Origin of the sequence: Kitasatospora sp. NPDC094015, assembly GCF_040304075.1 — a bacterium.
Classification (GTDB): domain Bacteria; phylum Actinomycetota; class Actinomycetes; order Streptomycetales; family Streptomycetaceae; genus Kitasatospora.
In genome coordinates, this window is the sequence record NZ_JBEOUL010000012.1 from 81338 (window position 1) to 93227 (window position 11890).

The window sequence follows — 11890 nt, forward strand, 5'->3', positions numbered from 1 at the left end:
CTCTCCCCGCTGTCGACTCCCCGCCCGTCCGGCCGGCCCGCGCGGGGCCGGCCGTCCTGATCAGAGGAAGGGCGCGATGTCGGGGAGCATGTCCTGGAAGGTCCGGGCCTTGGCGGGGGCGCCGATGGCCGTCATCTGCCAGCCGTTGCCCTCGCGGACCACCTTGGCCATGATCTGGCCGGTGTGCGCGCCGCCGCCGGCCAGCTCGTAGCGGGCCAGCTCCTTGCCGGTGGTCTCGTCGACCAGGCGGCAGTGCGCGTTCTCGACCTCCTGGAAGGTCTGCCCGGTGTAGGAGCTGACGGTGAAGACGATCTGCGTGATGTGGACCGGCACCCGGGCCAGGTCGACCAGGATCGACTCGTCGTCACCACCGGCGCCGACCCCGCCGACCACGTTGTCCCCGGTGTGCCGCACCGAGCCGTCGTTGCTCACCAGGTGCTGGAAGAACACCACGTCGGAGGGCGTCTTCTCGGCGTAGAGCAGGGCGGAGGCGTCGAGGTCGACCTCCTTGGTGCGGCGGCCGAACAGACCGCGCCGGGCGGCGGCCTTCCAGCCGAGGCCCATCCGCACGACGGTCAGCGACTCACCGGTGGACTTCTGGAGGCTGACGCTCTGGCCCTTTGCCAGGTTCACCGACACGGTGCTGTCCTCTCTCGGGTGGCCTCGGCACCGTGATCCGGTCGAGGCCCGTTCGGGTGGGGCGCAGAGCTCCCCGCGGCTACCCTAACGGCCTGACGGACGGTCGTCCCCGCCGGTGCCGGGGTTTGTGGCACCGCTGGGACAAACTCCCGCGGCCGGCCGGGCCGATCAGGCCATCCCGGCCTCGCGCATCTGCCGGAGCTCCTTCTTCAGCTCGCGGATCTCGTCCCGCAGCCGGGCCGCGACCTCGAACTGGAGCTCCGCCGCCGCGGTGTGCATCCGGTCGGTCATCTCCTGGATCAGCTCCGCCAGTTCGGTCGCCGGCAGGCTCTTGGACGGCTTGCGGCCGGCGCCCAGCGACGGCACCGGGGCCTTGCCCTTGCCCTGCCCCCGGTAGCCGGTGGCGAGCAGCTCCTCGGTGTCCACGTCCTCCCGGGACATGGTGGCGAGGATGTCGCCGATCTTCTTGCGCAGCGGCTGCGGGTCGATGCCGTTGGCCGTGTTGTACGCCTGCTGGACCTCGCGGCGCCGGTTGGTCTCGGAGATCGCCAGCTCCATCGCCGGGGTGATCCTGTCGGCGTACATGTGGACCTGGCCGGAGACGTTGCGGGCCGCGCGGCCGATGGTCTGGATCAGCGAGGTGCCGGAGCGCAGGAAGCCCTCCTTGTCCGCGTCCAGGATCGCCACCAGGGAGACCTCGGGGAGGTCGAGGCCCTCGCGGAGCAGGTTGATGCCGACCAGCACGTCGTACTCGCCCGCCCGCAGCTCGCGCAGCAGCTCGACCCGGCGCAGGGTGTCGATGTCGCTGTGCAGGTAGCGGACCCTGATGTCGAGGCCGAGCAGGTAGTCGGTGAGGTCCTCGGACATCTTCTTGGTGAGGGTGGTGACCAGGACCCGCTCGTCCTTCTCGACCCGCTTGCGGATCTCGTGCACCAGGTCGTCGATCTGGCCCTCGGTCGGCTTGACGATCACCTCGGGATCGATCAGGCCGGTCGGCCGGATGATCTGGTCGACCACGCCGTCGGCGCGGGCGAGTTCGTACTTGCCGGGGGTGGCCGACAGGTAGACCGTCTGCCCGATCCGCCCCAGGAACTCCTCCCACTTCAGCGGACGGTTGTCCATCGCGGAGGGCAGCCGGAAGCCGTGCTCGACCAGGGTGCGCTTGCGGGAGGCGTCGCCCTCGTACATCGCGCCGATCTGCGGGACGGTGACGTGCGACTCGTCGATCACCAGGAGGAAGTCCTCCGGGAAGTAGTCCAGCAGCGTGTTCGGCGGGGAGCCGGGCTCGCGGCCGTCGAAGTGCATCGAGTAGTTCTCCACGCCGGAGCAGGTGCCGATCTGGCGCAGCATCTCGATGTCGTAGGTGGTCCGCATCCGCAGCCGCTGGGCCTCCAGCAGCTTGCCCTGCTTCTCCATCCGGGCGAGCGTGTCCTCCAGCTCCTTCTCGATGTCGTTGACCGCGCGCGCCATCCGCTCGGGGCCGGCGACGTAGTGCGAGGCGGGGAAGACGTAGATCGACTCGTCCTGGCTGATGATCTCGCCGGTCAGCGGGTGCAGGGTGTAGAGCGCCTCGATCTCGTCGCCGAACATCTCGATCCGGACCGCGAGCTCCTCGTAGACCGGGAAGATCTCGATGGTGTCGCCGCGGACCCGGAAGGTGCCGCGGGTGAAGGCCAGGTCGTTGCGGGTGTACTGGATGTCGACGAAGCGGCGCAGCAGCGCGTCCCGGTCGACCTCCTCGCCGACCTTGAGCCGGACCATCCGGTCCACGTACTCCTGCGGGGTGCCCAGGCCGTAGATGCACGAGACCGAGGCGACCACCACCACGTCGCGGCGGGTGAGCAGCGAGTTGGTCGCCGAGTGGCGCAGCCGCTCGACCTCCTCGTTGATCGAGGAGTCCTTCTCGATGTAGGTGTCCGTCTGCGGGACGTAGGCCTCGGGCTGGTAGTAGTCGTAGTACGAGACGAAGTACTCGACCGCGTTGTTCGGCAGCAGCTCGCGGAACTCGTTGGCCAGCTGGGCGGCCAGGGTCTTGTTCGGCGCCATCACCAGGGTGGGCCGCTGGAGCTTCTCGATCATCCAGGCGGTGGTCGCCGACTTGCCGGTGCCGGTGGCACCCAGCAGGACGACGTCCTTCTCGCCCGCGCGGATCCGGCGCTCCAGCGCGGCGATGGCCGCCGGCTGGTCGCCGTTGGGCTGGTAGGGACTGACGACCTCGAAAGGCGTCACGGACCGCTCGATACTCGTGATGGGTCGCACGGATCCACCGTACGGCCAGCCACCGACAATCCGGGTCGGGATCCGGCGGGGCCGGCCGGCACCGGCTGAGTACGGGGGCTCAGGCGGGCGGCCGGGGGCGGGCGGGACACTGGGGGCCGACGCCCCGCCGACCCGAGGACCAGCCATGCTCAGCACCGTCGCCCGCACCGTCGTCCCGGCCCTCGGCCGGCTGCGGATCAGCGCCGAGGAGGGCGCCGCCATCGCGCCGGGCAGCATCGTGGCGGCCAACCACTCCGCGCTGGTCGACCCCGGGGTGGTGCTGGCCGCGGTCGGGCGGCTCGGGGTGCGGCCGGTGGTGCTGGCGACCGCCGGACTGTGGCGGATCCCGGTGCTCGCCGGGGCGCTGGTGCGCGGCGGCCACATCCCGGTGCACCGGGGCAGCGAGCGGGCGGCCGAGTCGCTGGCGGCGGCCGCCGAGGCGCTCGCCGCCGGCCGGGTGGTGGTGATCTACCCGGAGGGCCGGCTGCCGCGCCGGGTGGACGCCGGGGAGAGCGCGCCCGGCCCGTTCCGCACCGGTCTGGCCCGGCTGGCGGAGGCCACCGGCGCCCCGGTGGTCCCGGTCGGGCAGGCGGGCTCCCGGCGGATCAGCTCGGGCTCGACCGCCAAGCAGCTGGCCGGGCTGGCCACCGCACCGCTGCGCCGGCCCACCCTGCACGTGCACGTGGGCACCCCGGTCCGGCTGGCGGGGGACACCGGGGCGGCCACCGCGCAGGCGCACGCGGCGGTGTCGGCCGCCTGGCGGACGGCGGCGCAGCGGGCCGGGCTGCTGCCGGCCGGCTGACCGGCAGCGGGCACCGCACGGGCGGCGGGGCCGGCGGCAGGGAAGGCCGGCGCCGAGCGGCGGAGGCCGGCGGCGGGCAGCGGGCGGGCTCAGTCCTCGGCGGCCAGCGCCAGGACCTCCTCCTCGGGGATCTCCACGTAGCTCTCGCCGTCCACCTCGATCTCGGACCCGGCGAAGGCGGTGAACAGGATCACCTGGCCCACCTTGACGTCCAGCGGGTGCAGCTTGCCGCTCTCCAGCGACCGGCCGGCGCCCACCGCCATCACCTCGCCCCGGCGGGTGTCGGCGTCGTCCCGGGCGGCTCCCCCGAGCGGCTTGACGATCAGGCGGTCCTGCTTCGGCTGGAAGTCGGGCATGGCGAGGTCCTCTCGGGTCGGCGACCGCGGCCGCCGTCGGGCGGCCCCGCATGCCGATTCTGCCGGGGCCGGGGCCCGGCGCCCGGTAGGACGCGGCGCCTTCCGCGACGCCTTCCGCGCCGGATCGGGCCCGCGCGTCAGGCCTTCGCGCTGTCCCGGGCCAGGGCGACCAGGCGGGAGATGGCCCGCAGGTACTTCTTCCGGTAGCCGCCGCGCAGCAGCTCCTCGGGGAACACCTGGTCGAACGGGACGCCGGAGGCCGTGATCGGCAGCTCGCGGTCGTACATCCGGTCCGCCAGCACGACCAGGCGCAGCGCGGTGGACTGGTCGTCGACCTGGTGCACGCCGCGCAGGAAGACCGCGCCGACCTCGTCCAGCAGGGCGCCGTAGCGGCTGGGGTGGACCTCCTTGAGGTGTTCCAGCAGCGTGTCGAAGTCGTCCAGCACGGCGCCGGGGGCACGACCGGCCCGCTCGGTCACCTCGGCGTCGGTGTACGGCGGCGGGGCCTCGGGCAGCCCGCGGTGCCGGTAGTCCTGGCCGTCGATCCGCAGCGGGCGGAAGTGCGCGGACAGGCCCTGGATCTCGCGCAGGAAGTCGGTGGCCGCGAACCGGCCCTCGCCGAGCTTCTCCGGCAGGGTGTTGGAGGTGGCGGCGAGCTTGACGCCGTTCTCGACCAGCCGGCCGAGCAGGGTGGAGACCAGCACCGTGTCGCCCGGGTCGTCGAGCTCGAACTCGTCGATGCACAGCAGGCGGTGGCCGGAGAGGGTCTGCACGGCCTGCTGGAAGCCGAGTGCGCCGACCAGGTTGGTCAGCTCGACGAAGGTGCCGAAGGACTTGGGGCCCGGGGTGGCGTGCCAGAGCGAGGCCAGCAGGTGGGTCTTGCCGACGCCGTACCCGCCGTCCAGGTAGATCCCGGACGGGCCGGCGGGGGCCGGGGCGGAGCGGCGGAACCAGCTGCGCCGGGGAGCGCCCCCGGCGGTGGCGTTGAGGCCCGCGGCGAACTGCTCGAGGACCTGGACGGCCTCGTACTGGCTGGGCTGGGTGCGGTCCGGGATGTAGCTGCCGAAGCTGACCCCGGTGAAGCGCGGCGGCGGGACCATCTCGGCCACCAGGCGTTCGGCGGACACGACGGGGCGGCGGTCGGCGAGCGCGGCCGGACGGGGCGCGGCTATCGCTTCGGCGGTCTCGGGGTGAGGGGCAGCAGACACGTGGAAAGGGTACGCCCCTCCTGCCGGGCCCCTCACGGGTGCGGGAGTGGAAGACTCTGGGGCATGCAGCAGCTGATCAACCCCCTGTCGGGGCCGGTGGACGATCCGTGGTCGCTCCAGTCGCTGGCCGAGGTCTACGCCTACCCGGAGCAGGTCCGGCGGGGCCGGTCCTGGCTGCGCGCCAACATGGTCTCGGGCCTGGACGGCGCCGCCCGCCTCGACGGGCTGTCCGAGGGGCTCTCCGGCGCCGCCGACAAGCGGATCTTCGGGGTGCTCCGGGCGCTGGCCGACGTGGTGCTGGTGGGGGCGCAGACGGTCCGGGCGGAGGGGTACCGGCCGGCCCGGGCGCGGGCCGAGTTCGCGGCGGCGCGGGAGGCTGCTGGCCAGCGGCCGGCTCCGGCCATCGCGATCGTCTCGCGCGGCCTGGAGCTGGATCCGACCGCCCCGCTGTTCACCGATCCGCTGGTCCGCACGACTGTGGTGACCTGCGAGGACTCCCCCGCCGAGGCGCGCCGGGAGCTGGCCCGGGTGGCCGACCTGGTGGTGGCCGGCACCACCTCGGTGGACCTGCCGACGGCGGTCGCCGAGCTGGCCGACCGGGGCTGGACCAGGCAGCTGACCGAGGGCGGGCCCCGGCTGCTGGGGCAGCTGGCGGCGGCCGGGCTGCTGGACGAGCTCTGCCTGTCGCTGGCGCCGCTGGTGACCGGCGGTGACGCGGCCCGGATCGTGGCGGGCCCGGAACTGCCGGCCGCGCAGCGGATGCGGCTGGCTTCGCTGATCGAGCAGGAGGGTTTCCTCTTCACCCGCTACGTGCGCGCGGCGGGCCCGGAGGCCGGTACCGGGTGATCACGTACTCCCGTGGCCCATGTGGCGCGTGGGCAGCGTGAGGAAAGCCTCCTCCGGGCAGTATGAGAAGGGACACCGGACCCGGGGGCCTGCGACAGCGAAGGGACTCACGTGTTCAAGACCGTACTGATGATCGAAAAGGCGCTCTCCGACGCCGACGTGGAGCTGGTCACCACGCTCCACGGCGAGGAGAAGGTCTCGTTCGTCGTCCTGATGCAACCGCGCGGACGGCAGGACGAGCTGCTGCGCGCGCTCGACGACGTGGCCCTCGGCCATCTCGACAAGGCGGTGCACGAGCACGACGACGCCGACAGCCCCACTCTTGCGAGCGAATCGCTCGAGCACAGCCTGCGCCACCTGCGGCGGGCCGGGGCGGAGGCGACCGGCCTGGTGATCGAGCAGGACCCGCTGGAGCAGCTGCGCTCGGTGGTCGAGCGGCACGCCGCCGACGAGGTGCTGGTCCTCACCTCGCCGCACTTCGTGGAGGAGTTCTTCCACCGCGACTGGGCCTCCCAGGCCCGCCACAAGGTGGGCGTCCCGGTGCTGAAGCTGTTCGCCCGCGACTCCTAGGGGCCACCCGCCGGTAGTGCAGAATCGTCCTTGCGGAACCTCCGCGAGGACGATTCGCCGTCCGGCCGCCACGGCCTTCCCGCCGCACCCGAGTACGGAGCACTCTCTTGAACGACGCCGCCCACGACCTGCACGCCCCGCACTTCATCGGCATCGGCGGCGCCGGCATGTCCGGCCTGGCGAAGATCCTCGCGGTGCGCGGCGCCAAGGTGTCCGGCAGCGACTCCAAGGAGTCCGAGACGGTGCTGGCACTGCGCGCGCTCGGCGCCGAGGTGCACGTCGGCCACGCCGCCTCCAACGTGCCGGCCGGGACCAGCAGCATCGTGGTCTCCAGCGCGATCCGCGCCGACAACCCGGAGCTGGCCGCCGCCCGCGAGCGCGGCATCCCGGTGGTGCACCGCTCGGACGCGCTGGCCGCGCTGATGGGCGGCCGCCGGGCGCTGGCGGTGGCCGGCACGCACGGCAAGACCACCACCACCAGCATGCTCGCGGTCAGCCTCGGCGAGCTGGGCCTGGACCCCTCGTACGCGATCGGCGGCGACCTCGACGCCCCCGGCTCCAACGCCCACCACGGCACCGGCGACATCTTCGTCGCCGAGGCGGACGAGAGCGACCGCAGCTTCCACAAGTACGCGCCCGAGGTGGCGATCGTGCTCAACGTGGAGCTCGACCACCACGCCAACTACGCCTCGATGGACGAGATCTACGAGTCCTTCGAGACCTTCGTCGGCCGGATCGTGCCCGGCGGCACGCTGGTGGTCTCCGCCGACCACCCGGGCGCCCGGGAGCTGACCGCACGGGTGGCCGGCCGCCCGGAGCTGAACATCGTCACCGTCGGCGCCGCCGACGACGCCGACCTGCGGGTGCGCTCGGTGGTGGCGCGCGGGATGACCAGCGAGGTCACCGTCGAGCTGGACGGCGCCGAGCTGCTCTTCACGGTCTCCGTGCCCGGCCGGCACTACGCGCACAACGCGGCCTCGGCGCTGGCCGCCGGCGTCGCGCTCGGGGTGCCCGCCACCGACCTGGCCAAGGCGATCGGCAGCTACACCGGGGTCCGCCGCCGCCTCCAGCTCAAGGGCGAGGCCGCCGGCGTCCAGGTGATCGACTCCTACGCGCACCACCCGACCGAGATGGCCGCCGACCTGGAGGCGATCCGCGAGGCCGCCACCGGCCGGGTGCTGGTGGTCTTCCAGCCGCACCTGTTCAGCCGGACCCAGCAGCTGGCCGAGGAGATGGGGCAGGCACTGGCACTGGCCGACGCCTCGGTCGTGCTCGACATCTACCCGGCCCGCGAGGACCCGATCCCCGGGGTGACCAGCGAGCTGATCATCGACGCCGCCCGCCGGGCGGGCGCCGAGGTCACCGCCGAGCACGCCTTCGCGGCCGCCCCCGCCCTGGTGGCCGGCCTGGCCCGGCCCGGCGACCTGGTGCTCACCATGGGCGCCGGCGACGTCACCAACCTGGGCCCCGAAATTCTGGAGGCCCTCGGCGGCGTTGCAGCGAGGGACTGACACCAGCCGAGCCGGGGAGCCAGCCGTGAGCTACGAGATCCAGAAGACCGACGCCGAGTGGCGCGAGCAGCTGTCCCCCGAGGAGTACCACGTGCTCCGCGAGGCCGGCACCGAGCGCCCGTTCGTCGGCGAGTACACCGACACCAAGACCGTCGGGGTGTACGCCTGCCGCGCCTGCGGGAGCGAGCTGTTCAGCAGCGAGACCAAGTTCGACAGCCACTGCGGCTGGCCGTCCTACTACGCCCCGCTCGCCGGTGACCGGGTCGAGTACATCGAGGACAGCACGCTCGGCATGCGCCGGGTGGAGGTGCGCTGCGCCAACTGCGGCGGCCACCTCGGCCACGTCTTCGAGGGCGAGGGCTACGGGACGCCGACCGACCAGCGGTACTGCATCAACAGCATCTCGCTCACCCTGCGTCCCGCGGACGGATCCGCCGGGTAACCGTCCGGTCACCCTCGTCACCGCGCTCCCCCGACCGTGCCAGACTGATCATCGGTCAGGCAGGGGCGGGAGGAGCACGGTGGCACGGCACGGCACTGGGGTACTGGGGATGCTGGCGCAGGCGCAGCTCGACCAGCACCGCCGGGCGGAGGAGCAGCGCAAGGCGGCCGCCGCCGCCCAGGCCCGGTACGAGCGGGAGCAGCGGGCCGCCCAGCGGGCCGCCGCCCAGGGGCAGCGCGAGGCGCTGCGCGCCTACCAGCAGGCCCGGGAGGCGGACGCGGCCCGCCGCACCGCCGAGCTGGACGACCGGGTGGCGGACCTGCGCCGCATCCTGGCGCAGGGGCTGGCCGGGCCGGCCTTCCGGCTGGCCGAGCTGCGGCGCGCCGCCGAGCCCGCGCCGTTCGACCCCGGCCGCCTGGGCGTCCCGGTGCCGCTGCCCGACCAGTCCTGGTACCACGTGGTCCCGCCCACCGAGCAGCAGCTGTACGACCCGCGGATCCGGCGGGAGTACGAGGACCGGATCGGGCACGCCCGGGCCCGCTTCGAGCACGACTGGTACGCGGCCCAGGCGGCCGAGCAGCAGCGGCTCGGGCAGCTCGCCGAGTACCGCGCGCAGTACGAGAGCTGGGCGGCCGAGCAGCGCCGGGCCGCCGCCGCGCAGGCCGAGCCGGCCCGGCGGCTGGAGGCCGAGCTCGGCGCGGGCTCGGCCGCGGGCGTGGCCCAGTACTTCGAGACCGCCCTCGCCTGGCGGGGCGACTGGCCGGACGACGTGCCGCAGGAGTGCGCCGCGCGCTGGGAGCCGGGCGAGCGGCGGCTGGTGGTCGACCAGCAGCTGCCCGAGCCCTCGATCGTGCCCGCCCTGGCCCGGTACCGCTACGTCAAGGTCGACGACCGCGAGGCCGAGATGCCCCGGTCGGCCACCGAGCGCAAGGAGGTCTACCGCGAGGTGCTGGCCCAGTGCGCGCTGCGGGTGCTGTCCGAACTGCACCGGGCGGACGCCGACGGGCTGCTGGACTCGGTCACGCTGAACGGCTACGTGCTGGCCCCCGACCCGGCCACCGGGCAGAGCGGCCGGCGGTTCCTGCTGACCGTGACGGTGGACCGCGACACCTTCCGAGCCCTCGCGCTGGACCGGGTCGAGCCGGTGAGCTGCCTGGTCGACGGGCTCGGCGGCAGGCTCTCCGCCCGTCCGGAGAAGCTGCAGGCCGTGCCGGTCGGGGCGACCGCCGATCCGGCCGCCCTCCCGGCGGAGCCCGCCGCCCCGGCCCCGGCCCCGGCGTACGAGGGCTCGGCGGACGGCGAGGAGCCGGACCTCTTCCTGATGGACCCGCTGGTCTTCGAGGAGCTGGTGGCCGAACTCTTCCGCCGGCGCGGCTTCGTGACCAGGACCACGGCCCGCAGCGGCGACCAGGGCGTGGACGTGGTGGCCGAGGACCCGGACCCGATCACCGGCGGGCAGATCGTCATCCAGGCCAAGCGCTACCGGGGGCGGGTCGATCCGACCGCCGTCCGCGACCTGGACGCCACCCGGGTCCACCACGGCGCCAACAAGGGCATCCTGGTGACCACCGCGACCTTCGGCAAGGGCTCGCGGGACTGGGTCAAGGGCAAGCCGCTGACCCTGGTCGACGGCGCCCAGCTGGTCGACCTGCTGCACGAGCACGGCCTGCGGGGCCGGCTCGGCGTCCGCCCGGCCCGCGGTCGGCGCACCCCCGCGCAGCCGCTCGCCCCCGGCCAGAACACCGTCCTGCCGAGCACCGAGCTCGCCGAGCTGACGGTCTCGTTCAGCGCCGCCGGCGCCGATGCCGACCTGACCCTGCTGCTGCTCGCGGCGGACGGGCGGGTCCGCGGCGACGAGGACTTCGTCTTCTACCACCAGCCGAGCACGGCCGGCGGGGCGGTCGCGCTCGGGCGGCGGACCGTCGCCGGCGCCGTCGCCACCGAGACCGCGGTGATCCGCCCGGCCGCGCTGCCGGCCGAGGTGCACCGGATCGCCGTCTCGGTCAACATGGACACCGAATCCGACGCCGACTGCGGGCAACTGCGTGACGCCCGACTGGAGGTGAGCGGCGCGGCCGGCGCCGGCTGGTCGTTCGCGCCGCCCGCCGACCCCGGCATCTCGGCGATGCTGGTGGCCGAGGTCTACCGGCACCGGGCCGGCACCGCGGACGAGGTGTGGAAGCTGCGCGCGGTCGGCCAGGGCTGGGCGGACGGCCTGGCGGGCCTGGCCCGCGCGCACGGGGTGGACGTCGAGTGACGCCCGAGGTCAGGCCGGCAGGTCCCGGCTGTGCTTGAACTCGGTGGCGCACCGGCGGTAGCCGAGCCACGCGTTGATCGCCAGCATCGGCCCGTTGGAGCCGTCGTTGCTGGTGTACGCGGCCGTGCAGCCGGCCGCCCGGGCCCGGTGCAGCGAGTCGAGCTTGGCCAGCTTGGCCAGGCCGCGGCCGCGGTACTCCGGGCGGGTGGCGGTGAAGGCCGACCAGTACCGGCCGGCGCCGTCGGTGTGCACCGCGCTGAACGCCGCCGGGGTGCCGTCCACCACGGCGACCGTGGTGAGGTCGCGGTCCAGGTCCGGCCGCTGCCAGATCTCGGCGGTCCACTCCTGGTACGGCTGGGCGTTCAGGGTGAGGTCGCCGGGCTCGTCCCGGGAGCCGGCCACGTCCACCAGGTAGAGCGGGTACGGGTCGTCCAGGTAGTCGGCGGCCCGGCGCAGTTCGACGCCCGGCGGCGGGCCGGGCAGCGGCGGCAGCCCGGCGGTGAGGTCCAGCGCACCGAAGTGGGCGTCCCGGCCGGCCCGGTAGCCGTGCCGGGCGGCGAAGGCCAGGCCGCCGGGCACGTCGTCGACCCAGCCGTGCACCGTGACGGTGCCCAGGTCGGCCAACTCGCGTTCGGCGGCCCGCAGCAGGGCCGCGCCGGCGCCGCGCCGGCGCTCGCCGGGCAGCACACTGACGTTCAGGAAGGCCTGGCCGGGTTCGGCGCTGTCGGTCAGCGTCCCGAACCGCGCCGAGCCGACCACCAGGCCGTCCACCTCGGCGACCAGCAGGTGGTAGTGCGGGCGGGCGGCCAGCCAGGCGACCACCTCGGGGGTGACCACCAGGTGGTCGCGGCCCGCCCGGTGGGCGGCTGCTGCGGCGGGGGCGTCGGACGGCAGGAAAGTGCGGACTGTCACGGTCATAGACGCGTCACGTTAGCCACTCCGGTACTGAAGCGCCGCTGAATAACCCGCGGCCCCGGGGAAAGCTCAAGTTCAGCTCTGA

11 protein-coding genes are annotated in these 11890 nt (G+C 73.9%); 6 read left to right on the forward strand and 5 right to left on the reverse strand.

What is annotated here, in order from left to right; genetic code table 11:
* Positions 1-60 precede the first annotated feature (60 nt).
* Both ABT014_RS17040 and uvrB read right to left on the reverse strand, forming a co-directional pair.
* Complete coding sequence (locus ABT014_RS17040) at positions 61-639, reverse strand: TerD family protein (protein ID WP_350639557.1); 579 nt, start codon at positions 637-639, stop codon at positions 61-63.
* 168 nt (positions 640-807) lie between these two features.
* On the reverse strand, positions 808-2898 hold the full coding sequence (gene uvrB / locus ABT014_RS17045) for an excinuclease ABC subunit UvrB (protein WP_350639558.1): 2091 nt from the start codon (positions 2896-2898) through the stop codon (positions 808-810).
* A gap of 145 nt (positions 2899-3043) precedes the next feature.
* Between uvrB and ABT014_RS17050 the strand changes: the two genes are divergently transcribed.
* Entirely contained in the window at positions 3044-3700 is a 657-nt protein-coding gene (locus ABT014_RS17050) for a lysophospholipid acyltransferase family protein (protein WP_350639559.1), read from the forward strand.
* Positions 3701-3789: 89 nt separating this feature from the next.
* Here the strand turns inward: ABT014_RS17050 and ABT014_RS17055 are convergent, their stop codons facing one another.
* Positions 3790-4056, reverse strand: a complete 267-nt coding sequence (locus ABT014_RS17055; RefSeq protein ID WP_350639560.1) for a co-chaperone GroES — start codon at positions 4054-4056, stop codon at positions 3790-3792.
* Positions 4057-4193: 137 nt separating this feature from the next.
* Positions 4194-5228 (reverse strand): cell division protein ZapE, encoded by a 1035-nt coding sequence (gene zapE / locus ABT014_RS17060; protein ID WP_502895002.1) that lies wholly within the window; start codon positions 5226-5228, stop codon positions 4194-4196.
* Between the two features lie 99 nt (positions 5229-5327).
* Here zapE and ABT014_RS17065 point away from each other — a divergent pair, with 99 nt between their 5' ends.
* From ABT014_RS17065 to ABT014_RS17085, 5 genes are all read left to right on the forward strand, one after another.
* A complete protein-coding gene (locus ABT014_RS17065; RefSeq protein ID WP_350639562.1) occupies positions 5328-6110 on the forward strand; it encodes a pyrimidine reductase family protein in 783 nt (260 codons plus the stop codon).
* 111 nt (positions 6111-6221) lie between these two features.
* Entirely contained in the window at positions 6222-6680 is a 459-nt protein-coding gene (locus tag ABT014_RS17070) for an indole-3-glycerol phosphate synthase (RefSeq protein WP_350639563.1), read from the forward strand.
* A gap of 107 nt (positions 6681-6787) precedes the next feature.
* Complete coding sequence (gene murC / locus ABT014_RS17075) at positions 6788-8191, forward strand: UDP-N-acetylmuramate--L-alanine ligase (protein WP_350639564.1); 1404 nt, start codon at positions 6788-6790, stop codon at positions 8189-8191.
* Positions 8192-8216: 25 nt separating this feature from the next.
* Positions 8217-8633, forward strand: a complete 417-nt coding sequence (gene msrB, locus ABT014_RS17080) for a peptide-methionine (R)-S-oxide reductase MsrB (protein WP_350639565.1) — start codon at positions 8217-8219, stop codon at positions 8631-8633.
* Between the two features lie 109 nt (positions 8634-8742).
* Positions 8743-10890 (forward strand): restriction endonuclease, encoded by a 2148-nt coding sequence (locus ABT014_RS17085; protein WP_350639566.1) that lies wholly within the window; start codon positions 8743-8745, stop codon positions 10888-10890.
* A gap of 9 nt (positions 10891-10899) precedes the next feature.
* Here ABT014_RS17085 and ABT014_RS17090 read toward each other — a convergent pair whose 3' ends face one another.
* Entirely contained in the window at positions 10900-11808 is a 909-nt protein-coding gene (locus ABT014_RS17090) for a GNAT family N-acetyltransferase (protein ID WP_350639567.1), read from the reverse strand.
* Between the last annotated feature and the right edge of the window lie 82 nt (positions 11809-11890).